The organism is Mycobacterium sp. 23 (genome assembly GCF_048287075.1).
GTDB lineage: Bacteria > Actinomycetota > Actinomycetes > Mycobacteriales > Mycobacteriaceae > Mycobacterium > Mycobacterium gordonae_B.
Map to the genome: position 1 here is coordinate 6,482,551 of NZ_JBLVUX010000005.1, position 23,768 is coordinate 6,506,318.

General features: G+C 66.6%; 17 protein-coding genes and 2 pseudogenes. 9 read left to right on the plus strand and 10 right to left on the minus strand.

All coding sequences use genetic code 11. From position 1 onward, the window contains the following. Positions 1 to 44 precede the first annotated feature (44 nt). The 3 genes from ACNQS7_RS30690 (at position 45) to ACNQS7_RS30700 (ending at position 5,201) form a co-directional block, all read left to right on the plus strand. Complete coding sequence (locus tag ACNQS7_RS30690; protein WP_418015514.1) at positions 45 to 2,591, plus strand: ABC transporter; 2,547 nt, start codon at positions 45 to 47, stop codon at positions 2,589 to 2,591. 114 nt (positions 2,592 to 2,705) lie between these two features. Further along, a complete protein-coding gene (locus tag ACNQS7_RS30695) occupies positions 2,706 to 3,005 on the plus strand; it encodes a hypothetical protein (RefSeq protein ID WP_418015515.1) in 300 nt (99 codons plus the stop codon). 261 nt (positions 3,006 to 3,266) lie between these two features. Beyond that, on the plus strand, positions 3,267 to 5,201 hold the full coding sequence (locus ACNQS7_RS30700; RefSeq protein ID WP_418015516.1) for a glycoside hydrolase family 64 protein: 1,935 nt from the start codon (positions 3,267 to 3,269) through the stop codon (positions 5,199 to 5,201). A gap of 279 nt (positions 5,202 to 5,480) precedes the next feature. On the opposite strand, the gene ACNQS7_RS30705 is transcribed toward ACNQS7_RS30700, so the two are convergent. After that, positions 5,481 to 6,719: a DUF222 domain-containing protein gene (locus ACNQS7_RS30705; RefSeq protein WP_418015517.1), complete on the minus strand. Its 1,239-nt coding sequence runs from the start codon at positions 6,717 to 6,719 to the stop codon at positions 5,481 to 5,483. Between the two features lie 468 nt (positions 6,720 to 7,187). Here ACNQS7_RS30705 and ACNQS7_RS30710 point away from each other — a divergent pair. The 3 genes and pseudogenes from ACNQS7_RS30710 to ACNQS7_RS30720 all read left to right on the plus strand — a co-directional run. Next, positions 7,188 to 7,700, plus strand: a pseudogene (locus ACNQS7_RS30710) (PE family protein); the annotation flags it as partial. Between the two features lie 1,062 nt (positions 7,701 to 8,762). Beyond that, a pseudogene (locus tag ACNQS7_RS30715) lies at positions 8,763 to 8,855 on the plus strand (PE family protein); the annotation flags it as partial. A gap of 3 nt (positions 8,856 to 8,858) precedes the next feature. Then, positions 8,859 to 9,944: a hypothetical protein gene (locus ACNQS7_RS30720; protein ID WP_418016214.1), complete on the plus strand. Its 1,086-nt coding sequence runs from the start codon at positions 8,859 to 8,861 to the stop codon at positions 9,942 to 9,944. A gap of 93 nt (positions 9,945 to 10,037) precedes the next feature. Here ACNQS7_RS30720 and ACNQS7_RS30725 read toward each other — a convergent pair whose 3' ends face one another. Further along, positions 10,038 to 10,883, minus strand: a complete 846-nt coding sequence (locus ACNQS7_RS30725) for a CDP-diacylglycerol diphosphatase (protein WP_418015518.1) — start codon at positions 10,881 to 10,883, stop codon at positions 10,038 to 10,040. Positions 10,884 to 11,039: 156 nt separating this feature from the next. Here ACNQS7_RS30725 and ACNQS7_RS30730 point away from each other — a divergent pair, with 156 nt between their 5' ends. Beyond that, a complete protein-coding gene (locus ACNQS7_RS30730; RefSeq protein WP_418015519.1) occupies positions 11,040 to 13,787 on the plus strand; it encodes a glycosyl hydrolase 2 galactose-binding domain-containing protein in 2,748 nt (915 codons plus the stop codon). A gap of 13 nt (positions 13,788 to 13,800) precedes the next feature. Here the strand turns inward: ACNQS7_RS30730 and ACNQS7_RS30735 are convergent, their stop codons facing one another. The 5 genes from ACNQS7_RS30735 to ACNQS7_RS30755 form a co-directional block, all read right to left on the minus strand. Next, complete coding sequence (locus tag ACNQS7_RS30735; RefSeq protein ID WP_418015520.1) at positions 13,801 to 15,018, minus strand: N-acetylmuramoyl-L-alanine amidase; 1,218 nt, start codon at positions 15,016 to 15,018, stop codon at positions 13,801 to 13,803. 840 nt (positions 15,019 to 15,858) lie between these two features. Next, complete coding sequence (locus tag ACNQS7_RS30740) at positions 15,859 to 16,965, minus strand: TolB family protein (protein WP_418015521.1); 1,107 nt, start codon at positions 16,963 to 16,965, stop codon at positions 15,859 to 15,861. A gap of 71 nt (positions 16,966 to 17,036) precedes the next feature. Then, positions 17,037 to 17,696, minus strand: coding sequence for a hypothetical protein (locus ACNQS7_RS30745; protein ID WP_310768139.1), 660 nt, complete (start codon positions 17,694 to 17,696; stop codon positions 17,037 to 17,039). A gap of 477 nt (positions 17,697 to 18,173) precedes the next feature. Continuing rightward, positions 18,174 to 19,103 (minus strand): DUF389 domain-containing protein, encoded by a 930-nt coding sequence (locus tag ACNQS7_RS30750; protein ID WP_418015522.1) that lies wholly within the window; start codon positions 19,101 to 19,103, stop codon positions 18,174 to 18,176. Between the two features lie 58 nt (positions 19,104 to 19,161). Beyond that, entirely contained in the window at positions 19,162 to 19,650 is a 489-nt protein-coding gene (locus ACNQS7_RS30755) for a glutathione peroxidase (protein WP_418015523.1), read from the minus strand. 78 nt (positions 19,651 to 19,728) lie between these two features. On the opposite strand from ACNQS7_RS30755, the gene ACNQS7_RS30760 reads away from it, so the two are divergent. Further along, a complete protein-coding gene (locus ACNQS7_RS30760) occupies positions 19,729 to 20,124 on the plus strand; it encodes a VOC family protein (RefSeq protein WP_418015524.1) in 396 nt (131 codons plus the stop codon). Here ACNQS7_RS30760 and ACNQS7_RS30765 read toward each other — a convergent pair. Then, complete coding sequence (locus ACNQS7_RS30765) at positions 20,103 to 20,774, minus strand: AraC family transcriptional regulator (RefSeq protein ID WP_418015525.1); 672 nt, start codon at positions 20,772 to 20,774, stop codon at positions 20,103 to 20,105. The two genes, ACNQS7_RS30760 and ACNQS7_RS30765, sit on opposite strands and share 22 nt — an antisense overlap. Positions 20,775 to 20,920: 146 nt before the next feature. On the opposite strand from ACNQS7_RS30765, the gene ACNQS7_RS30770 reads away from it, so the two are divergent. After that, positions 20,921 to 21,490, plus strand: a complete 570-nt coding sequence (locus ACNQS7_RS30770; RefSeq protein WP_418015526.1) for a DUF2599 domain-containing protein — start codon at positions 20,921 to 20,923, stop codon at positions 21,488 to 21,490. A 4-nt stretch (positions 21,491 to 21,494) separates the two neighbouring features. Here the strand turns inward: ACNQS7_RS30770 and mddA are convergent, their stop codons facing one another. Together mddA and ACNQS7_RS30780 are read right to left on the minus strand one after the other, a co-directional pair. Next, positions 21,495 to 22,229, minus strand: coding sequence for a methanethiol S-methyltransferase (gene mddA / locus ACNQS7_RS30775; RefSeq protein ID WP_418015527.1), 735 nt, complete (start codon positions 22,227 to 22,229; stop codon positions 21,495 to 21,497). Between the two features lie 101 nt (positions 22,230 to 22,330). After that, positions 22,331 to 23,704 (minus strand): FAD-binding oxidoreductase, encoded by a 1,374-nt coding sequence (locus ACNQS7_RS30780; protein ID WP_418015528.1) that lies wholly within the window; start codon positions 23,702 to 23,704, stop codon positions 22,331 to 22,333. Positions 23,705 to 23,768: the final 64 nt, after the last annotated feature.

Sequence of the window (23,768 nt, forward strand, 5' to 3'; positions counted from 1 at the left end):
CATCACGCTTGCGCGGCTGAAGTGCGGGTATCCGTCTGGGCACGATGACAGGAATATCCCAGCGGCGCGACGACGAACTCGACTCTTGCGTGCGGGTCTACCAGACGTGGGTGCACAATCTGCGGGGTGTCGACCTCGTAGCGCCCCGTGACGCGCTGGTCGTGTTCACCGGCATCTCCGGATCCGGCAAATCGTCGTTGGCCTTCGGGACCATCTATGCCGAGGCGCAGCGCCGCTACTTCGAATCGGTTGCCCCTTACGCCCGCCGCCTGCTACTGCCGGCCGGCGCACCGAAGGTCGATGACATCACTGGTCTGCCGCCCGCCGTCGCATTGCAGCAGCGCCGCGGTTCGGCGACGTCGCGGTCGACGGTCGGCACTGTCACTACCCTGTCCAACCTGCTGCGGATGTTGTTCTCCCGCGCCGGAACGTACCCGCCCGGCGCCACGGAACGACTGGACTCTGATGCGTTCTCACCGAACACCGCGGTCGGGGCGTGCCCCGAATGCCACGGATTGGGACGAATCCACCGGGTGACCGAACAGACACTGGTACCGGACCCCACGCTGACCATCCGCGACGGCGCCGTCGCCGCATGGCCGGGCGCGTGGCAGGGCCAGAACCTACGCGACATACTGGTCACGCTGGGATACGACATCGACAAGCCATGGCGGAAACTGCCCAAGCGGCAACGTAATTGGATTCTGTTCACTGATGAGCAGCCGACCGTCGAAATCGATCCCAGCCGGCATCCCGTGCAGGCTGACTACTACTACAACGGGACGTTCTCCAGCGCCGAACGTCATGTCCGCCACACGTTGGCCAACTCTCACAGCGCGATGATGCGCCGCCGCGTGCTGCAATTCGTCGACACCGTCGACTGCCCGGTGTGTGACGGTTCCGGGCTGCGACCGGAAGCGCTGAAGGTCACATTCGCCGGGCGCACTATCGCTGACTACGCGGGAATGCCGTTGGCCGAGCTTGCTGACACGTTGCGTCCCACGGCTTCTCGGACCGATGCCGGCACGGCGTACGAGTCAACGGAGTCCGGTGAGTTGACGGAAGTGGCGACCCGGATCGCCGCCGACCTGGTCGCACGCCTGCACGTGCTCGTCGATCTCGGCCTCGGCTATCTCACGCTCAGTCGCCGCACCCCGACAGTGTCGCCCGGCGAACTGCAGCGGCTGCGGCTGGCCACCCAATTGCGCGCCGGCTTGTTCGGGGTGTTGTACGTGCTCGACGAGCCGTCGGCCGGACTGCACCCCGCGGATGCCGAACCGCTGCTGGACGTTCTTGATCGCCTACGGCTGGCCGGCAATTCGCTGTTCGTGGTCGAGCACGACATGGACGTGGTGCGCCGTGCCGATTGGATCGTCGACGTCGGACCCGGGGCGGGGGAGCTCGGCGGGAATGTGCTTTACAGCGGACCGGTGCCCGGTCTCGCCGACATCGAGGAATCAATAACTCGCAGCTACCTTTTCGAGGAGGCCAGTCCGCCACCGCGCGCACCCCGGACGCCGTCCGGGCAGCTGCGGCTACGCGGGATCGCCTTTCATAATCTGCGAGACCTCGACGTGGACCTGCCACTCGGTGTGTATACCGCGGTCACCGGAGTGTCCGGCTCGGGCAAGTCGACGCTTGTCGTAAAGGTCCTCGGCGACGTTGTGCACAGCCACCTCGGCACGGGACGAGCTGGCGAGCCGGCCGCACCGGGTGACGACGAAACCGAAAGCGAGATCGTCGATCTCGATCACGACGCGAGCGTCGGGGTAGCGGCAGAAGGCGTCGGGGAGATCGAAAGGCTGGTATCGGTAGACCAGCGTCCGATCGGACGCACTCCGCGTTCGACACTGGCGACCTACACCGGGCTGTTCGACGCCGTGCGCCGGGAATTCGCCGCCACATCGAAGGCGCGTCGCCGCGGTTGGACAGCGGGCAGGTTTTCCTTCAACGTGTCCGAAGGTCGCTGCCCCACCTGTCAGGGGGAGGGATTTGTCTCGGTCGAATTATTGTTTCTGCCAGGCACATACGCCAGCTGCCCGGCGTGTCAGGGAGCGCGTTATTCCGACGAGACACTCGAGGTGCGATACCGCGATCGCACGATCGCCGACGTGCTCGCGATGACCGTCGATGAGGCATCAGACTTTTTGGCCGATGTCACGAAGGCGGCGCGGAGCCTGACCACGTTGCAGGAGGTCGGGTTGGGATATCTCCGCCTCGGGCAGCCCGCGACGGAACTGTCAGGTGGTGAGGCGCAGCGGATCAAGCTTGCCTCCGAACTTCAACGACCCCGCCGAGGGCATACCCTCTACCTCCTGGACGAGCCGACCACGGGGCTCCACCCCGCGGATGTAGATCTGCTCGATCGTCAGCTGCACCGGCTGGTCGACGCGGGCAATACCGTGGTGGTGGCCGAACACGACATGCGGATGGTCGCGGGCGCGGACTGGGTGATCGACCTCGGGCCAGGAGCCGGCAACGAAGGTGGCCGGATCGTCGCGGCGGGCGTGCCGATCGACGTTGCGCGCGCGAAAGGCAGCCGGACGGCGCCGTACTTGGCAAAACGGTTGCCGCAGTATGCTTCCCGATGATCAGTGTCCTGAATGTCGACCGCGCGATGAACGCGAGATGCACCCGGCGTGACAATTCGGCGCGCTATCGGTGATTCGTGTGCGGACCCGTCCGGATCAAGCTATGAAATCACCGTGAGCAACCACCACGTGAACCTGACCCTGCAGGAGACCTCGCTGATCGGCCAGAGCCATGGCGACGCCTTGGAGCGTATGGACGAGAAGCAGCTGAAAGATCTGCAGAACCGCCTCAGGACCGCGCGGGAGAAGAACTTCAGTCTGTTGCGGCGCCAAGGTGCGGCCCGGGTCGAGGCCGAAGGCGCACGCGGCGCCGCCCAACCGGCCAGCGAACGGCGAAGTGAGAAGGTGGCCGTCTTCGACGAGGCGCTGGCCAGGGTGAACCAGCGCCTCGATTCCCTACGTGAGACCAGCTGACATGGTGGGTCGGCCGCCGAGTCCGTACCCCAGTGCCGGTGCCCGGCACGCGCGAGAATGATCGATAATTCCCGCTGACTGTTAGACACAAATAGCGATTCCTCTCGCGAAAACCGCTGGTCCAATCCCGCCGACGAGACTTCGCACGGCGGGTGCCGTCACGCGTTTGTCGCAAAGTGTTCGACAGTGTTGACCTACGGGCAATTGGCCGGTAATGCTCTTTCGAGGATTTTGCGTCGACTCGGTTGCTGGAGGTGCGGAATGGCGTTTGTCACTGCGGTGCCGGAGCTGGTGGTCACGGCGGCCTCGGATCTGGTGGTGATCGGCTCGTCGGTGACGAAAGCCAATGCCGCAGCGGCGAATTCGACTACAACACTGCTGGCCGCGGGTGCGGATGAGGTGTCGGCGGGGATCGCGGCCCTGCTGGGCGAGCATGGGCAGGCTTATCAGGCGATCAGCGCGGAAATTGCGACTTTCCAGCAGCGGTTCGTGCAAGCCCTCAATTCGGGGGCCGGCGCTTATGCCGCCGCGGAAGCCGCCAGTGCGGTGTCGTTGCAGTCGATAGAGCAGAGCATCCTGGATGTGATCAATGCGCCCTTCAACATTCTGTTGGGGCGGCCGCTGATCGGCAACGGCCGAAACGGAGCCGCAGGGACCGGTGAAGCCGGCGGGCCCGGTGGACTCCTGTGGGGTAACGGAGGCGACGGCGGTTCAGGGGCAGCCGGGCAAACCGGGGGTGCCGGGGGTGCGGCAGGCTTGTTCGGTCGGGGCGGCACCGGTGGCGCCGGCGGCGTTGGGAGCACCGGCACCACGACCAGCGTTGCGGGACAGCAGGGCGGCGCCGGCGGTACTGGCGGCGCGGGCGGGGTCGGCGGTCACGGCGGGCTGTTCTTCGGCACTGGCGGCACCGGCGGTGCGGGCGGAGTCGGCGGCACCGGTGGGATCGGAGGCCCGGCCGACGCCGCGGGAAACTTCGGCGCCGGCGGTCCCGGGGGCACCGGCGGCCTTGGCGGCGCCGGAGGCGCGGGCGGATTTTTGGGCAGCCCCGGTCAAGCGGGTCTCAACGGAGCCAACGGCCTCCCTGGCGGATTTCGTGTGGGTCCTTTCATCAACAACACGGGCTTGAGCAACAGCGAGATCTACCTGACCCTGCTCGGCCAGACGACGCCCGGTCAGTGGTCGTGGGTCGACCAGAACGGCATGGCACACCACATCGATTCCAGCGCGGCCAACGCTCCTGGTCATCTCACGTACAACGGGGTGAATTACGCCAACATGTCGTTCACCCTCGACCAGACAGGCAACCTCGCCATACCTTCGGAATTCCAGGGCGGCCGGATCTTTGTGTCGATGAAGAACCCGCTCTATATCGGGATCGCCGCGGACAACTCGGGCTGGGCGGGTCTCGACCCCGCGAACCCGTCCGATCCGAACTACAACACGGTCTACGACTGGTACGAGATGACCTACAAGTACGGTGCGGTCGCCTTCGGGGGTAACACCACGCAGGTGGACCAGTTCGGGTTGCCGTTCTCCTACACGCTGGGGCAGGACTCGACCGGGTTTAGCGGAACCCGCGGCATCACCCTGACGCGAGACCAGGTGTTCGCGCAGTACGCGACCTCGGTCCCGGCTGAGTTCCAGGCTCTGGTGCTTCACGACGGCTCCGGCGACCCGCTGCGGATTCTGACCCCACGGACCGCCACGCCCGGCGGCCTGGTCAGCTGGCTCGACCAACCGATCAACGACTTCTGGTCGAATTATCAAACCCACCAGTTTGTTTACGACGGCCCCGGCTACACGGTGACGGGAAACATCGACGGCAGCGGCCTCTTCCACTACACCGTTACGCCCGACGGTAAAGCCGCCTCGACGTACACGATGGTAAAGCCGACGACGGCACAAGTTTTCGCGTCCAACGGCCCATTCGTCGGCACCGAGCAGCAGGGTGCGTTCCTCGCCGAACTCAACGCGGCGTTCAACCGCGGCGTGGCGATTTCGCCGGATCAGTGGGCCAACGTCGCCGCCTACTATCCGACTGGGGGGCGGTGGAACAACTGGGCCCAGTTCTTCCACGCCAACAGCATCAACAACCTCGCCTACGGCTTCCCCTTCGACGACGTGAACAACCAGAGTTCGGTGCTGATCCTCGCCAACTCTCAGCCGCCCACCCGTCTTTCATTCGTCCTCAACTAGCCCGCCGCGTCTCCAGGGCGGCGGCCAGCCGTCGTCACCGTACTGATGTTTACTCGTGCGGACGCGGCGGCCCGCCGTACTCTGAACGCCGTTGGTTCAGCGCGGTGTGACTGATTCTGTTGTGACACAGCGGATTTCAACAGACGAGTGGGAGCGCATCGCAGCGGACACCGTATAACGCAGCGGCACTAGACAGCGACGACCTCGCCGGCCCGTGATGCTTAGCCCGAACCAGGTCCCCGATCTGAATTGGGTTCCAGCGCGCGGCCGCCAATCAAGCTAGTTGGTGGTGGGTGGTGGTTGGGGTTGGAAGGGGGTGTACCACTTCCATTGGGCGCGTTCGCCGGTGGGCCCGGGGTAGGGGGCGACGTCGGGTGGGGGGCTGGTGGGTGGTCGGGCCAGGGAGCCGGGGAGCAGGATGTCGCCGTCGCGGTCGGTGATGGTGAGGTGGTCGGCGTCCCCGGAGATGGTGATCTCGCCTCGGTGGTGTAGGCGGTGGTGATAGGGGCACAGCAGGATCAGGTTGATCAGTTCGGTGGGGCCGCCGTGTTCCCAGTGCCGGATGTGGTGGGCGTGCAGGCCGCGGGTGGCCCCGCAGCCGGGCACCGCGCAGCAGGGGTGGCGGTGTTCCAGGGCGCGGCGCAGCCGCCGGTTGATCGTGCGGGTCGTGCGGCCGGCGCCAATGGGCTGGCCGTCGCGTTCGAACCAGACTTCGCAGGTGGCATCGCACGTCAGGTAGTGGCGGTCGCCCTCACTGAGCAGCGGGCCCAGGTGCAGCTCGGCGGCGTGCGCGTCGACGTCGAGGTGCACCACCACCGTGGTGTGCGCGGCGTGTGGGCGGGCGGTGGCCTCGGCGTCCCAGCCGGCCTCGACCAGCCGCAGAAACGCATCCATGGTGTCGGGCATCGGCGGCGCGGACTCCGAAGCAACCTCGGGGCGGTCGTGTTTCCACTGGGTGATCAGGGCCTCGCGATGGGCGGCCAGTGCGGCCTCGAATTTCGCCGCTTCGGGGGGCGCCAGGGTGATCCGCCAGCACGTGGAGTCTTCGGTGCTGGTCTTGGTGATCGCCGGGGGCGGGCGCCGATCCGGTTTCGGGCGCGGCTCGCCCTTGATCGCGGTGCGCAGCTGGCTGACCGTGGCGACACTGGCCAGCTGCTCGTAATGGGCATCGGATCCGTCCCCGGCGCGGGCGGCGATCACCCCGACCTGATCCAGCGACAACCGTCCTTCGCGCAACTGGGACGCACACCGCGGAAACTCCCCCAGCCGGCCAGCCACCGTCGTGATCGTCTGCGCGTTCCCCGGAGAGCATCCCAGCTTCCAGGCCACCACCGCGGCCACCGAGCGCGCCCCGGTGGACCCACACAACCCGTCGCGATCCATCTCCGCGACGATCTCCACGATCCGCCCGTCGATCGCGTTGCGCTGACCCGCCAACTCCGCCAATTCCTCGAACAACACCTCCAAACGCTTAACAGCAGGCTGCTCGTAAGAGGCCACCGGGTAGGTCACCGACATAACCCCATCCTCCCAGCAGGGTCTGACATCTAGTCTCGGCGTAAATCGGCGGGGCAAGTCCGAGGCCGGCAGCGCTCCGGGATCCGAGTTTGAGGCATCTGCCCCATGATCCGACACCCGTCCCCGGCGAACAATCAGCCTATGAAACGTTATGTGACAACTCATTACGACGGTCAGCGGGCAAAACTTGTGGCGGTCAGCTGGCTGATTAGTCAGATCTGACTATCGCCGGGTGTCCGGAAAATGCCTAGTTGTGGTCATGACGGGCACGATCTCACCTCATAGCGTCGAGGCGTGACCAGTCAACTGCCGCAGAGCTTCTGCGGCATCACGGACAGCGGTTGAGGGAGCCGAGCCCGGCACCGCTGTAACACCAAGTCCTTTCAAAAGCTCACCAGATCGACAGCGGTCTGGCGATCAAACCACCCGTCAGGGCCGTTCGGTCGTGACTCGCAGGAAGGTGTCAAAATGTCCTACGTCATCGCGCTGCCGGAGTTGATAGACACGGCTGCAACAGATTTGGCCGGTATCGGCTCCGCGCTCCATTCGGCTAACGCTGCGGCGACGGTGCATACGACGGGTCTGCTGGCTGCCGCCGAGGATGAGGTCTCGGTCGCCATCGCCGAACTCTTCGGGACGCTGGGCCAGGGGTATCAGAGCGTGAGCGCGCAGGCGGCGACGTTTCATCAACAGTTCGTTCAGGCGTTGACCGGGAGCGCAAACTCCTACGCGATGGCGGAATCCGCTGCGGCACAACCTTTACAGAGCCTGCTCGATGTGGTGAATGCGCAATTCGTGGCACAGACCGGGCGCCCGCTGATCGGCAATGGTGCCAACGGGGCGCCGGGGACGGGACAAGACGGCGGTGCCGGCGGATGGCTGATCGGCAACGGCGGTGCCGGCGGGTCGGGAACCTCGACCGCCGGCGCTGACGGGGGCAAGGGTGGCGCCGGCGGCGCGGCGGGACTGTTCGGAAGTGGCGGGGCCGGCGGGGCCGGTGGTACCGCCACAACCGCGGGCAAAGCCGGCGGGGCCGCCGGATCGGGAGGCAACGCCATGCTCGTCGGCGCGGGTGGCGCCGGCGGGGTGGGAGGTTCCTCTACCGACGCCGGAGGCGCGGGCGGCGGGGCCGGCGGACGCGGCGGCAACGCGGGTCTGCTCTTCGGGGCTGCCGGGACCGGCGGCGCGGGCGGATTCACCTTCGGCAACGCCACCGGCGGGGCAGGGGGCGCCGGTGGCAGCGGCGGGCTGTTCACCGACGGCGGGGTCGGTGGGGCCGGGGGGGCCGGCGCGTCGGGCGGCGCCGGTGGCGCCGGCGGAGACGGGGGAACCTTCGGCACCGGCGGTACGGGCGGTGCCGGCGGAACCGGTACGTCCACGACCGCCGGGACGACCGGGGGTGCCGGGGGTGCCGGCGGTGCCGGCGGAATGTTCGGTGCCGGAGGCACCGGCGGAAGCGGCGGCTCGAGCCTGGGCAGCACCGGCGGGGCCGGTGGAACAGGCGGCAACGCCGGCATGTTCGGCTTCGGCGACGGCGGCGCCGGCGGCGCCGGCGGGGAAGGGCTCAACAACGGCCAGACGGCCGGCGGGGCCGGCGGGGCCGGTGGGAACGCCGGCCTGCTCACCGGCAACGGCGGCGCGGGCGGTGCCGGTGGCCTTGGCCGCACCACCGGAGGCACCGGTGGCACCGGTGGCAATGCCGGCCAACTGATCGGCTCCGGCGGTACCGGCGGCAGCGGCGGGGCCGCCGTCACCACCGGCGGGACCGGCGGGGCCGGCGGCAAGTCCGGAGTGTTCGGCAATGGTGGCAACGGCGGCAACGGCGGGGCCGGTGTGACCACCGGCGGCAACGGCGGGGCCGGGGGCAACGGTGTGCTCATCGGTAACGGCGGCAACGCCGGCAGCGGCGGCACCGGCGGGGTGACCGCGGGCAAAGCCGGCCTCGGTGGCATCAGCGGGCTGCTGTTGGGCGCCGATGGCTTCAACGCGCCCCTGAGCACCAATCCGTTGCATGTCCTGCAACAAGATGCGCTCAACATCGTCAACCAGCCCGTCCAGGCCGTGACCGGACGGCCGCTGATCGGCAACGGCGCCAACGGAACTCCGGGAACCGGAGCGGCCGGCGGGGACGGCGGCTGGCTGTTCGGCAACGGCGGCAACGGCGCGCACGGCGCGACCAACACCGCTGCCGGCGGTGCCGGCGGCGCCGGTGGAGCCGGCGGGGCAGGAGGCATCTTGTTCGGCACCGGTGGCACCGGCGGCGCGGGTGGCATCGCCAACGGAGCCGGCGGGATTGGCGGCGCCGGCGGTGCCGGCGGCTCAGCTCTGCTCAACGGCGCCGGCGGCACCGGGGGTGACGGCGGTCAGGCCATCAACGCCGGCAAGGGTGGGGCAGGGGGACGCGGCGGCAACGCCGGCTTCTTCTCGGGCGCCGCCGGTACCGGCGGGCACGGCGCGGGACCCGGGGCCACCGGTGTGGGCGGTGCCGGCGGTAGCGGCGGCCTGTTCAGCAACGGCGGAGTCGGCGGGTCCGGCGGGCCCGGAGCCGTGGGCGGGGCCGGCGGTCAGGGTCTGGTGTTCGGGGATGGCGGAACCGGCGGGGCCGGGGGGCTCGCCGGCAACGGTGGGGCCGGCGGGACAGGCGGGCTGTTCGGGGCCGGCGGCACCGGTGGCTCCGGGGGGTACGGCGGCGGCACCGGCGGTGCCGGGGGCGCCGGGGGCAACGCCGGCGCACTGTCCTTCGGCGCCGGTGGCGCCGGCGGCAGCGGCGGGGCCGGCACCCAGACCGGAGGGGCCGGCGGAACCGGCGGCAATGCCGGCCTCCTGTTCGGCTCAGGCGGCGCGGGCGGCAACGGCGGCCACGGTGGCGCGGGCGGAAGCACCACCCAGCAGGGCGGCGCCGGGGGCGCGGGCGGCAATGCCGGCCTGCTGTCCGGCTCGGGCGGCGCCGGCGGGGCCGGCGGGTCCGGCGCCAACGCCAACGGCAACGGCACCGGCGGCGCAGGCGGAAACGGGGGCAAATCCGGCGCAACCGGCAGCGGCGGTGACGGTGGGGCCGGCGGATTCGGCGCCACCACCGCGGGCAAGGGTGGAAACGGTGGCAACGCCGTGCTCATCGGCGACGGCGGCAACGGTGGCAATGCCGGCAAAGCCGGTGGTACGGCCGGCACCGGCGGTACCGGCGGGCTGCTGCTCGGCAACAACGGAAACAACGGCAAGGCGTAGCCGCCTTCGATGGCGACCCGAGGTGACGCACACCGGCAAGCTCAGCGGGATCCGAAAACCCCTCGGACACAAGCTCTTAGCTGTTCCGCCTTGTCAGCCCCGCCAGATGAGGCCGTCGATCGCCTCGGTGCCGAAGTCTTTGCCGATCCGCAGTTCAGGATTGTGCTCGGGTTCCCCGGCATCGGGTTTGCCCTGGGTGCTCAGGATGTAGAAACCCTTGTTCGGTGCCGCGGAGACAACCGCGATGGACTGCTGGAACATATCGTTTTGAGAGATGTTGTCCTTGACCAGTTTGAAGACGTTCGTGTCGAGGTCGTTGACCCGCACGATTCGGTACACATGGCCCATCACGACATACAGGCTCGTGTTCCACTTCGACAGGTCCGTCGGAATCCCCTTGAGGCCGTTCAGGTCGTTCCTGGCCTGGTGCTGAAGGCCGGTGAGATGGATGTGCAACTGATCCTGCTTGCGGCCGTGGAAAGAGTTGATTCCCAACATGATGTCAACGCCCTGGAATCGCTTGACCGCCTCATCCCAGGCGGGCTTCCAGAGGTTGAAGGCCTTCGGGCCCCAGATCTCCGGGCATTCGACACCGGTGACGCGGGCCCTCGGTATCGCCAGTAGGTCGTGTTTGCCCTGTCCGCCGTCCTTCAGTGCCCATGAATCGTTGACGAAGATGTTGGGCGCCGGGTTGGCCGGCGGGGGATAGTGGTCTTTGACGGACTTCCAGAGTTCGAGTCTGGGTCCACTGTCGTTTGGGGATCCGCAGTTGTCAGGCGGGTGGAAACCCGGGTCGGCAAGAGCCGTCCACGATGACGTCCCAGCGGGCGGGAGACCGACGCCCAAGAGGCATGCAGTGATGACGACAACCACCCCGAACAAGCCTGAAGCAAGACCCGTACATCTCTTGCCGATGCCGCTGACCGTTGAATCCCCCATGGTGACCGCTCCTTGACCAGAATCAGAAGACTTGCTGAACCAGCAATATAACTTTCGTCGGCGTCTACCGGCCCTCCCGCCGTCGCCCCGCTCTGTTGGCGTCGCCTGACGGTCGACGGCATGATGAGCCGAACACACGTGTCGAGGAGCCGAGAAATGAAGGTCGCCGTCAAGATCTTCTTCGTGCTGGCGCTTTCCTCGCTGTCATTGTGTGCGGCGGCGTACTCGCCTGTCGCGACTCATGCTCTGTCCGCCGCACCGGACCGTCTTGAGCTCTCGAACAATTGGACGCTGTCTCCCGCGACGACGACCTCGATGACCGGCGGCGCCTTGTCAGTGACCGACTACGACGCCACCGCCTGGTACAAAGTCGCGCGTATGCCGGCCACCGTCTTGGAGATACTGCGGGAGAACGGCGTCTACCGAGATCTGTACACCGGCAAGAACCTTCGAGACCACGTGCCGCCCGATCTCTATCGGCAGGATTGGTGGTACCGAACCGAGTTCACCGCACCACAGGGCCGAACGACCTACGTGTTGGGGTTCCCAGGCATCAACTACCGCGGCGAAGTCTGGTTGAACGGACACCTGGTGGCCGACCGCACGCAAGTCGTCGGTATGTACGTGGCGCATGAGCTGGACGTGACGCCGTGGCTTCGGCCTGGACAGACAAATGTTCTGGCGGTCAAGGTGACACCTGAGCGTGCTCTTCAGGACGTCGACGGTGTTGAGCTGGCGGACAGTTGGAACGACTGGATCAACTGGGACTACCTCGGCCTCCCTGCGCCCGATGGCGACCCCGACCGGCGCGGAACATCATTCGTTGCCGACCGCAATGCCGGCATCTGGAAGCCGGTGTACCTGCGATCGGTCGGCGATGTGGGAATCGGTGCTGCGACGGTCAATTCGGAACTTCCGCTGCCCCGCACCGACAATGCGCGGCTGACGATCCACACCGAGATCCACAACTACCACACACAGCGGGAGCGCGGCATCCTCCGGGCCACGATCACCCGCCCTGACAGATCCACCGTGCACGTCGAACAGGCCGTCACCCTCGGGCCCGGAGAGAATCGCCGAATCACCCTCACGCCAGATCAGTTCGCGCAGTTGAACCTGCAACATCCGGACCTGTGGTGGCCGTACACGATGGGGCGGCCCACTCTGCACGACGTTCGCTTGGAATTCCGGATCGACAATCGGCCAAGCGATGTCAAAGAATTCCGTTTCGGCATACGCACCGTTACCCAACATCGCGACGAAGGGTTCTCGGGCGACGGTGGAGACTTTTATCTGCAGGTCAACGGCGAGAACTTTCCGGTGCGCGGCGCCGCGTACACACCCGATCTGCTGTTCCGGTACGACCCGGACCGGGAGACCGTGATCCTGCAATACGCAAAGGATCTGGGTTTGAACATGTTGCGGCTCGAGGGCAAAATCGCCAGCGAACACCTCGCGGAAAAGGCCGACGAGCTCGGTATCCCGCTGATGGCCGGCTGGATGTGCTGCAACCAGTGGGAGAAATGGGAGCAGTGGGATCCCGAAGACGACCGTGTGGCGATGGCGAGCCTGCGCTCACAGGTCCAGTCCTTCGAATCCCACGCATCGGCGTTCATTTGGGCGAACGGCAGCGACGGCTTGCCGCCGCCCGACATCCGCGCCCGATACCGGTCGATACTCGATGAGTTGCATTGGCAGAACGCCACTGTCGATACCGCCGCCATTCAGGCGCGCGACGGCGACGGCAATGCGCAATGGGATGGCATCGACATGGCGGGACCGTACACGTGGCGACCGCCTACCTTCTGGTTCAGCGGACGCTACGGTGCCACTTGGGGCTCATCCGCCGAACAGGGCAGCAATGAACAGATCCCGCCATTCGCCAGCCTGAGAAAATTTATCCCGCCCGACAAGCTGTGGCCGATCAACGACACCTGGTACTTCCACGCCGGTGCCCAGCCCAAGAACGCCGCGTTGCTCAGCGCGCAGCGGTCGATCGGTCTGCGCTACGGCCCATCCGACAGTGCCGAAGTGTTCGCCGCCAAAGCCCAGATGGCCCAATACGAATCTGCCCGTGCGCAATTCGAGTCGTTCGCGGCCACGGGATGGGACCGCCACAAGATGACCATCTACTGGATGCTGAACAGTCACTGGCCGTCCTTCTTCGGCCAGCTCTTCGATTACTACCTGCGCCCGGGCGGTGCCTACTTCGGCGCCAAGAAGGGGCTACGCCCTCTCTCCGCCGTATTCGATTCGTACGCCGGCGGCTACGGCAGCCCCGCTCGCATCAGGGTCGTCAACCAGACTCGACACGACGAAGACGACCTGCGCGTCCGCGTCCGTGTCTACGACCTGCAGGGAACACTGCAGACCGATCGAATTTCGCAGCGCACCAACGTGTCTGCGGGCGGCGCCGCGGAAGCCATGACGCTACCCCGTGGGCTCACCAATTCGCCCGTCTTCTTCGTTCGGTGTCAGTTGACCCGGGATTCCGGTGAGGTCGTTGCCGACAACGTCTATTGGCAATCCCAACAGCCGGACGACGTGGGGGATCCGGACAATGACCGCGCGTTCGACTCGATCCAGGCGAGCTGGGCGGACATGACAGCTTTGAACTACCTGCCGCGCGTGCCGCTCGATATCGCGGCGCGGTCGACCGATCAGAGCGTGTCCATTCGGCTGCACAACCCCACGCCGAACGTAGCCTTCTTCGAACGTGCCGAGGTCTTGTCATCGCTCGACGGCGACGAGATCCTGCCGATCGAGTACGACGACAATTACGTGACGGTGTTTCCGGGGGAGACGGTCGAGATCCGGGCATCCGTCCCGGGGCGGGGTTCATCGGCGAACTGGGTGCGGGTGACTGGACAGAACACGGCGCCGATCACCGTCGCCGTGTCATAGGGCCGCCGCGTGGTCAAACCCGGCTGCGCGCCAGGGAAAATCGCTCAAGCTGCACAGGCGGCCCGTCTGCCGACGGCGGCGGCACCAGAGCGGCGACACCATCGATCACGCTCGAGACGGTGCGGCTCCGACGGTCGACGTTCAGGGTGCCGTGTTGGAAGTTCTGCGCGGTCCACTCGGGTTCCTGGATTTCGGCGCTGGTCGGCAGCCCCAGCGCGCTGTGTTCGTAGCCCAGAGCGCCCCACGCGGCGTAGATGGAGCCGGTGACGGGCTGGGCTCCGGTGACCGGGGACCAGTACATGGCCCCCTTCTGGAAGATGACGTACCGCGCGCTTCCCGCCCCTTGCGATTCCGGTGACTTCGGTGCGCCCAGTGCGCTGTTCATGCCGCCCATGGTCTGCCACCGGTCGTAGATGGCACTCCCTTCCAGTGACTGCGCCAGGTCCGACGGGCTGGGGCGCCTGGTGAACTGCGCGGCGACGTCGCGAATCTGACCCATCAAGACGTAGCCGATTTTGCCGGGGCAATCGGTGTCGCTGACGTCGCGGTGGGCGAAAATGCTCGGCAGGCTCAGGGCGGTGGCGCGGGGGACTCGGGTGTAGGGTCCCCCGTCCGACGTCAACGTGGTGCTGCCTTGGGGATCGATGCCATCCAAGGCGAGTCGCCACCCGAGCAATCGGCCGACGGTCCGCACCTGAACGGGCGTGGGACCCATCGCATCGAACTCGCCGATCATGCACACCGCCCAGGTATTGCGATTGAACCCGCCGGTGTGGGTGCCCTGAACCGGCCTGGCCATCCCGCCGAATCGCCCCTCGAAGACCTGACCGTACTTGTCGACCAGTGCGTTGTAAGCGATGTCCGACCAACCCAGGGTGCGCGTGTGGTACGCGTAGATCGAGCGCACGATCGCCGCGGAATCCTGTGGTGCGTAGTCATTCACGGTGGCGGTGTGGTGCACGACGCCTGCCTTGATTCCGTTGTCATACACCGGTGGCCGGGTCCGCAGCGACTCCTCGGCGCCCCACTGCGCGCGGCTGATGATATTGGGCGGCTGCCCGGGGACTTCGACCGCGGCAACCAGCACCGGGTCCGCCGCCGCCGTCGCAGGTTGTGCGAGTGCGGATACCAGGGTACCCAGACCCAGCGCGATCGGCGCGGCCGCAACGTATCTGAGTACGTCACGACGTGAGACAGCGGGTTTCGCGGAGCACCCGCACCGATCCGGCACGGCAACAAGGTAACTCGCGCCGCGCATAACAGTCATGCGACCCGCCGCAGCGGAAGTCCTTTGAGCGCAGTGGATTCGCGGCACTGCCGACAGGACTTCAGGCCGGAGGAGTGAGCAGTTTCGTTATCAGACCTTCGGTTGCGCTGAACGGCCGGCCGACCACGGTGCGCAGTCCCCGGGAAAGCGGAAGGGCCAAATCCCCGGTCTTTGTGCTATAGCAAAGTTATGGGGTAAGCGCTGCGGCTCTCAGAGAGGACACCCGATCATGACCTTTTCACGACGCATTGTCTCTGTCGCTGTGTGCGCCGGGTGGTTGGCTGCCGGGTCGGCCGGTATCGCCTCGGCTAATCCGACGATGAGCGGCCACTACGTCTCGACGGTGACCTCGGCATCCGGTGAGACCACCACAAGCGACTGGTACTTCACCCCCTGCGGTGCGGGATGCGCATCGGTAGCCAACACGCCGGGCGGCCCAGGCTTCGGGGAGGCGCGGTTGTTCAACGGGCAATGGACACTTGCCTGGCACTCTGACGCATTCTGTCCCTCGGGCACGGCGGTTCCCGGCGCGTACGCCAGCTACGCAACATGGGATCCGAACACCCTTTCAGGCAAGAACGAATCTGGCATCTCCAGGCCCGTGTGCGGATCAGACAAAGGGTTGCCGCGCGTAACCCAGCATTTAGAGCTCACGCACCTGGGATAGAGAGCGCCTTGGACACGAGTCGTCATCGACACCGCTGCCGGCGAACCATCACTGATTAACCTGCACCACAACACCCTTCGCAGGTTTGCCGGAAGTTCCCGGCCACCCTCGCAATCGAGGGTGGCCGCAACGAATGCTCATCGGGGCGGCCACCCGAAGGCGTCCACACTCGTTTCGATCTGCTTGGGTGCGCGGTTGTCCACGTCCGTCACCACCAAGTGTTTCCCGGAATCGACGTAGGCGAGGAGGTCCCCCGGTCCCCAGACGGGGCCGGGGCTATCGGCCGCCACGTTCCCGACGATCGTGCGGGCCATCGACGCGTGGGCATCCAGCACCTGGATGCTCTTGGACGATCCGTCGGCACTCGTTTGCGTGAACGCCGCGGCGCCGGAGGAAAGCGCCGCAACATCTCCGTACAACGCCTGCCCCTTGATGAGTGATGTCGGCGCCCCCGGCGGATTCGCGCCCGCTCCGCCGGGGGAGGCGATGGAGTAGATGCCGCCGTCGCGGAATGCGAACGGGATCCCTTCGAACATTTCACCGGTTGCGTTGCCATTTGCGAACCAGATCGACTGACCCGCAACGTCGTACGTCACGGAGAACGCGTTGGTGGCCCGCAGGACGGGCGTCGAGGTATCACCGACCGTCAGTACGTTGACGTCGACGGGGGACACGTCACTGCGTCCGCCCGTCCAGGCGATGTGCTGGCCGTCAGGAGCCCACGCATAGTTGTCGTCGGCAAACATCCGCTGTCGGTGCGGTACGGTCTGCCCGTTCTGGGCGTCCGCGACCAGCAGCAGGCCGCCCCCTTCGCCGGCCTCGAGGAAGGCGATGCGGTTCCCGGTGGGGGACCAGCGGGGGCGCACGACTCGCCTCTGCGCGTCGCTGAATTCCGGGTCACTGAATTTCGGTGGAAGAGCAGCCGGGTCGACAAGTCGTCGCGGGGCGCCAACGGGTGTATGCGTCGGCGAAAGATCGAGAAGCCATAGCTCACCGCCATAGTCGGCGGAATCCGCCTTGCGGATGTATGCGACATGCGCGAGGTCAGGTGATGGTGCTGGCTCGGTATCGGCCGGTCCATCGGTGAGCTTGCGGCCCGGCGTACCTACGGGGTCGCTGACGTAGAGCGAACCGGCCTTGGAGTAAAAGAGCGCGCTCTGCGGGCCGCGCGAAAGGCTCGGCGCCACGGGTTTCGGCGGAGTTTTGGGGGACGAGGTGCAACCGGCAATGGCCAGCGCCGCCATTATCGCGGCGATCCAGCGTGCGCTGGCACCAACGCGGCATCCGCGGTACCCGGGGTGCAGGCGGTCTGGCTTCATTGCGATCGTCCCTGGTAGGTCCCGTCGACGTAGTCGTCGCAGTGGTCTTTGAAGCAGCAGTTCGAATAGTAGATTTCGGCGTCACCGTGCCATGCCGTGTACCTGCCGCCGGCGGCGGCGCAGTCGCTTTCGATCTGTGGCCCTCTGACCCAATTGAACAGGCCGGCCGGATACAGCTGACCTTCATACCTGACGTATGCCACGCCGAGGAAGTGCTCGGCGTTACGCGTCCACGCCAGGGCTCCGTCCCTGGGCTGCCAGTCGGCGCCTTCGCCGTGCGCGCAAGCGAAGAACCCCGCCTGTTTGCCGTCCGATCCCAGCACGGCAGTGGGTTCCGACGACTGCTTGCCGGGGCATGGGGTGGCAATCCACGGGGGATTTTTCAGGCTCTGGGTGAAGGCGTCATACATTCCCGTGTAATCGCGGAACAGCGAATAGGTCGCAAACGTCGGGCCACCGGGCACCGAATTGTCACGGCACTCCACGGCGGCCAGTGCGCCCGGTGAACTGGCAGGTTTGCAGGAGCTGCTGCTGTAACCGGACGGCAGCATCCTCATCAGATCGGCCAACGGATCCGCGCCGGCCCGTGGAGCCGCGCCGAAGGCGGCCAGCCCGATGCCGGCAGCAACAAACGTCGCGCGAAGCATGAAGGTCATGTTCGACCCCCCGCGGTCCCCGCGACAGGGACTTTCTACCCTGACGCCCGCGGCTTAATGCCCTACGCCGAGCGAAACCGCGGGCCTACCTTCTGGGTCTGCGCAATTCTCGCGTGAGGAGCCTTCGATGATTTCGACAACTGTCGCCCGGTTGGCGCTTGCATTAATCCTGCTCTGGCCGACCGGCGTTGTCGTTGCCGGCACAGCGGCGGCCGAACCGCAGACAACGCCTTGCGTGAGCGAGGGGGAGGGAAACGACCCGACTGACGTGTTCCCAGCCCCTGACTCACCCTCACCCAGCTGCGACAGCCAGAAGCAGGCCTGTATGTCAGCCGGTGTGCAGATAGGCATCTACGGGGAGCGATATGTGCCGCCCGACGTGGTAGCCCAGTGTATGGCGGCATACCGGTCCTGCATTGCCAACCAATCGGGGGGATAGCGACACGGGAGCCGTTGTCGCGCAGTGGACGCGCTGCCTCAGCGGCGGTTGGCCCGGTGCCGGGAACTGGTCTGAAGGTGGACCCAGAGCACCAGAACCCCCGCCAGCACGATCCCCGCAAGGTTCACTCCGAGCTGGATGGCGGACTGCTCGGCAACCTGCCAGTCGCCCACGGTGGCGGCGACCACCGCGAATCCGGCCGCCGGGACCGTGGTCACTGAGATGAAAACACCAACCAGCGCAGCGGATTTCGCGGAAACCAGGGAAAGCATGCCCGCCGCGCCGGCGAGCAGTGCCACCACGAACGACAGCGGTCCGACCTGAAAGATGAAGTCGACCTGGTTGAGCTGCCGTAGGGTTCCCAGCTTGATCCAGCCGATCGTCTCGCCGCCCAACACGGCGATCGCCGTCACCAACATCGCGACCGGGAAACCCACCACCAGGGCCAGCGCCGCCCGCCGGGCGAGGTAACCGCGGCGCCGCACGATGGAGACCGCGAGCGCGGCGAGCGGCCCGAACTCCGGGCCGACCACCATCGCACCGACGACCGTCACCGGCGAATCCGTCACAACACCGACTGCCGCGATGAGACAGGCCAGTGTCAGGAACGTCAGGAAGGTGGCGTTCAGGGTGGATTCCTCGCGTGACCTCTCGGCCAACTCGTCCCAGACGACCGCGTCGGCGGGATCGCCGTCGGCCTCGTTCTCGGCGCGGTACGCCGCGGTGGACACCACCGTGTCGACCACATCGAGGGTGATGGCGCCCCGCCGCTTGAGCCCGAGCGCTTTGAGCTCGTCGACGACGTCATTGGCGCTTTCGCGTGCGATGTCGGCCGTGATCTCGTCGCCCGGCGGTTCCAGCGCGGCGTCGCGGTGCACGACGATGTGGGTCACCCCCACCTCGCGGCGAAGGACTTCGAGCACCGAATCGCTGGACTCGGTCGGTGCGATCACCCGCAGATGGAGCATTCACCGCACATTAGCGGCAAACCCGACGGTATATCCGGACCGCGTAACGAATTTCCGCCTATCGGGGCAGCACGGCCTCGATGGCGCTGATGACCTCGGGCGCGTCGGGCTCGGTCCGGGGACGGAACCGGTTGACCACCGAGCCGTCGGGAGCCACCAGGAACTTCTCGAAGTTCCACTGAATGTCGCCCGCCTTGCCGTCGGCGTCGACGGCCTTGGTCAGCTCCGCGTAGAGGGGGTGGCGGTCGTCGCCGTTGACATCGGTCTTCGCGAGCAGCGGGAACGTCACCCCGTAGGTCGTCGAGCAGAACGTCTGGATCTCTTCGGCCGTACCCGGTTCCTGGCCCATGAACTGGTTGCACGGGACGCCGACGACGGTCAGGCCACGATCGCCGTAGTCCTCGGCCAGCCTTTCCAGCGCTTCGTACTGGGGAGTCAGTCCGCACTTGGAGGCCACGTTCACGACCAGCGTTGCACCGTCGGACAATTCAGCCAGCGTCACCGGTTTGCCGTCGAGGGTGGTCAGGGCGATGTCTTTGAGGGTCACGCCGTCGACGCTAACACTGCGGCTGGTTGTCCGATTTGTTCATGACCGCCGCCGCGGCCGCGATCTAGCGTCACACCCATGGACCACCAACTCATTTCTGCTGCGGTCGGGATCGTGGCCCGCGACCTGGCGCGTTCCCTGGACTTCTATCGCCTACTCGGTCTGGCGATTCCCGAGACGGACGCCCCGCACGTCGAAGTCGAACTGCCGGGTGGCAACCGCCTGCTGTTGGACACCGAGGAGACGATCGCGAGTTTCCATCCGGGCTGGGATGCCCCGACATCGCCGGGGCGAGCGACGCTGGCGTTCGGGCTTGGCACGCCCGCCGAGCTCGACACGCTGTTCAGCCGGCTCAGCGCTGCCGGTCACCCCGCAGTCGTGGAACCCTTCGACGCGCCCTGGGGACAACGGTATGCAACGGTCGCCGACCCGGACGGGATCTCGGTCGATCTTTACGCCCCGTTGCCGAGCTGACTGGCACTGATGCCGGCCAGCTCACGCACCTGCCGCGACATGTGCGACTGGTCGGCATATCCGGTCATGACGGCAGCATCAGCGGCAGACATCCCCGCGTCCAGCAGTCGTACTGCCCTGCGGAATCGCAGAATCCGCCGCAGCGTCGCCGGGCCGTAACCGTACACCGCGACACACTGTCGCTGCAGATTCCTTGCCGACCAACCGATTTCCGCGGCCACCGAGTGCACTGCGGCTCCGTTGCCCAGCCGTTCGGTGACACGGCGCAGCACGGCGAGTTGCCACGGCGCGGTCTCGCGGGAAGTCTCATCCTGTAGCAGGCGGACGGTCAATGACATCAGCGGCACGCCACCGACGTTGGGGCACAACAATTCCAGGTCGACCCGCGCGTCGCGCACTTCGACGGCCGGGACTCCCAGCAGTCTCGGCAACGCACCCGGGCGAAACCGGATCCCCCTTGCGACAGCACAGCTTTGCTCGCTGATGAATGCCGCGGTGTCAGGTCCGGCCACCAGCACACGATCGTCCATTTCGATGAGGTCCATGCACCCGTCGGGCAGGACCCTCGCGCGCCGTGGCGAGTCGCTGACCCACGTGCACTCCACCAGCTCCCGCAGCGGTGCGGGCGCCGGCAACTCGCGGTAGCTCACCTCACCGAGTCTAAATCGCGGGCACGCATCAATGACATCCACGGAGCCGCAGAGCTCGTAAGATCCCGCGTCGCGTCAAGAACTTTCCAAGCGGTGCTGTCCAGACTCTGTCCATCGACAAGTCCGACACGACAGCTGAGAGATCCATGACCGCCGCCACCGCATCCGTCGCGTCACACCGCGCCGCGCCTTACGACGAGCCGCGCCGTGTGCAACCGTCGGGCACTGGCCTACGGGACGGGGTGGTCATCTGGATGTTGGTGGCCCTCAGCACAATCGCTTTCTGCGGCTTCACCGGCATACAGCATTTCGGCGTTTTCGGAACCCTGGCGAAGGCGGCCCCGTCGCCCGTCGTCCGGGCGTTGGCGACGGCGGCGCACGTCGACCTGGCAGCGTCCGGTCAGGGCTACGTCGAACGCGTCGAGTGGACCAGGGTCGGGGACACGGCCAGCCTGCGGGTGTACCCGACGGCCGCCGGGCGGCAGGCGTCGACCCGGCTGGTCGGGCCGGACCAGGCCTGGGGGGAAGTGCTCAGACTTGCACCGGACGCCGACAAGCCGGGAATGCGCGACCAATTCGCGTGCCATTGGCGTTTCGCCGAATTCGCCCAACCGGGCAAGCTCAGCTGGAACATCGAGCCGTGGCGGCCCTCGGTAGGCGCGGTCGCGATGATCACTTCACGCTGCAATCCTGGTGGAACCGAGGAGTCCGCCTGAACCGTCAGCGCCGTACGCCCGGGAGCAACATCGGCACGCGTCCCTGGTAGCCGCGGTACTGGTCACCCAGCTCCCGGACCAGGTCGCGCTCTTCTAATCGGACCGCGATCATGATGTAGACGGTGTTCGCCGCGGCGAACAGCAGATGCCCGGCCGTCATCGTCGGTGCGGCCCAGAACGCGATCAGGAATCCCAGCATCAGTGGATGGCGCACCAGCCGGTAGAGCAGCACGACGCGGAAGCCCTTCTGCACGTGGGGCTTTGACAGTAGGTTGTGCAACACCTGCCGGATGCCGAAGAGCTCGAAGTGGTCGATCATGAACGTCGAAGCCAGCGCAATCAGCCACCCGAGTCCACCGGCCGCATACACCGCTGTCCGAGCCGGCGCGGAATCCAGCTGCCAGATGGTGATGTCTATCGAACGCCACTGCCAGAACATCAGTACGAAAGTCGCGTTGGACACCAGCACATAGGTGCTGCGTTCGATCGGCGCGGGCACGAATCGGGTCCACCACCGCTTGAAGGCGGGCCGGGCCATCAGGCTGTGTTGCACTGCGAACAACAGCAGCAGGCCGAGGTCGATCAGCACTGCCTGTCCGACCGGCGCGTGGAGGGCGCGGTCGACGCTGCGGGGTACCCCGATGTCGGTAACGAAACCCACCAAATATAGGAAGACTCCGAAGAACACCAGGTAATTGAGACCGCCGTAGAGCAATGCGAGTACGCGGAGGAACCTCACGTCGGTCGGAGTAGGGGTCCCGGCATGGTGGAGAACCGGGCAACCCGTGCCTGTATTGTCGTTGCTGACACAGTATTTCGGTGTGTTGGTCATGGTCGCGGTCACCTCGCAGGGACGATGTTCTGGTTGATACGGAAGATGTTCTGCGGGTCGAACTCCGCCTTGATCTCGGTGAGTCGGCGATAGTTCGGCCCGTAGGTGGCGCGGACGCGTTCTTGACCTTCGTCCATCATGAAGTTGATGTAGGCGCCACCCGCCGAATACGGATGGGTGGCCTCCCAGTAGTCGGCCGTAAACCGCCGCAGCGCAGGGCCGTTGGCCGGGTCGGGGTCCACACCGACGATGACTTGCGAGAAGTTCACGTCCCGGTAGGACCACGCGGTCTCGGTCTGCCCGACCCGGTGCACCGCCCCGTCGATCGGGTAGAGGTGCATCGCGGAGTGCATCGTCGGCAGTTGGTCAGCAAACCGGGCGTGCGCCCGCACCGCGCCGTCGTCGATCGTCCGGAAGAAGTCACCACGCCAATACCACTGCAGCCCTTTCGGATACAGACCGTCGAAGGTTGACTGCAGCGCCGGATACGGAGCCGCGCCGATGCCGTCGAAGGCCGGCTTCATCTGCCGAACCGGCGCGAACACCTCGTCGGCTCGCGCAGGATCGCCGGTGTAGCACCACACGACGGAGCACGCCTTCTGCAGGTGGAACTCCGGCGGGAAGGGATCGCCCGGCGGCACCGTCATCGTCGCGAAGAAGCCGTACAGGTCCTCGTCCTGAGCCGGGATGAAGTCGCGGAACCAGGAAAGGATGTCGGCGGTGGCGGCGCCCGGCCACGCCGTCGGCCCACAGATGACCGACTGGACGGGATGCAGCCGGAACGTGAACGAGGTGACCACGCCGAAGTTTCCGCCGCCGCCGCGCAACGCCCAGAAGAGGTCGGGGTGATCGGACTCGGAGGCGATCACCACCCGCCCGTCGGCCAGCACCACCTCGGCTTCCAGCAGATTATCGATGGTCAAGCCATACTTGCGCGACAGATAGCCATGGCCCCCGCCCAGGGTCAGCCCCCCGACACCGGTGCTGGCGATCACGCCGGACGGTGTGGCCAGCCCGAAAGCATGGGTGGCGGAGTCCACCTGGCCCCATGTCGCTCCACCCTGCACCCGGACGGTGCGTGCGTCGGCGTTCACGTCGATCCGGGCCATCGGCGACAGGTCGATGACGATGCCGCCGTCGACGGTGCCGAACCCGGGACCGCTGTGACCGCCCCCGCGCACCGCGACGGCCAGGCCCGACGTCCGCGCGAACGCCAGAGACGCGGTCACGTCGTCGACCGACGCGCAGCGGGCGATCATCGCGGGCCGTCTGTCGATCATCGCGTTGTACAGAGCGCGGGCATCGTCGTACTCCGCGTCGTGCGGCAGAATCACGCTCCCGCCCAGCAGATTCGGCTGGCCGACCGCACTTGCAGTGGACATATCGTCACCTTCCGGCGAATTCTGGAATCGATGCGGTGACGCTACGTCGCGCCGGCGCCACCCG

Excerpts from the sequence above, each read along its gene's own strand:
- ACNQS7_RS30780 (WP_418015528.1), bottom strand. The coding sequence starts at position 23,704 with ATGTCCACTGCAAGTGCGGTCGGCCAGCCGAATCTGCTGGGCGGGAGC.
- ACNQS7_RS30750 (WP_418015522.1), bottom strand. The coding sequence starts at position 19,103 with ATGCTCCATCTGCGGGTGATCGCACCGACCGAGTCCAGCGATTCGGTG.
- ACNQS7_RS30725 (WP_418015518.1), bottom strand. The coding sequence starts at position 10,883 with ATGGGGGATTCAACGGTCAGCGGCATCGGCAAGAGATGTACGGGTCTT.
- ACNQS7_RS30700 (WP_418015516.1), top strand. The coding sequence starts at position 3,267 with ATGGCGTTTGTCACTGCGGTGCCGGAGCTGGTGGTCACGGCGGCCTCG.
- ACNQS7_RS30690 (WP_418015514.1), top strand. The coding sequence starts at position 45 with ATGACAGGAATATCCCAGCGGCGCGACGACGAACTCGACTCTTGCGTG.
- ACNQS7_RS30730 (WP_418015519.1), top strand. The coding sequence starts at position 11,040 with ATGAAGGTCGCCGTCAAGATCTTCTTCGTGCTGGCGCTTTCCTCGCTG.
- ACNQS7_RS30740 (WP_418015521.1), bottom strand. The coding sequence starts at position 16,965 with ATGGCGGCGCTGGCCATTGCCGGTTGCACCTCGTCCCCCAAAACTCCG.
- ACNQS7_RS30745 (WP_310768139.1), bottom strand. The coding sequence starts at position 17,696 with ATGACCTTCATGCTTCGCGCGACGTTTGTTGCTGCCGGCATCGGGCTG.
- ACNQS7_RS30705 (WP_418015517.1), bottom strand. The coding sequence starts at position 6,719 with ATGTCGGTGACCTACCCGGTGGCCTCTTACGAGCAGCCTGCTGTTAAG.
- ACNQS7_RS30770 (WP_418015526.1), top strand. The coding sequence starts at position 20,921 with ATGACCGCCGCCACCGCATCCGTCGCGTCACACCGCGCCGCGCCTTAC.
- ACNQS7_RS30760 (WP_418015524.1), top strand. The coding sequence starts at position 19,729 with ATGGACCACCAACTCATTTCTGCTGCGGTCGGGATCGTGGCCCGCGAC.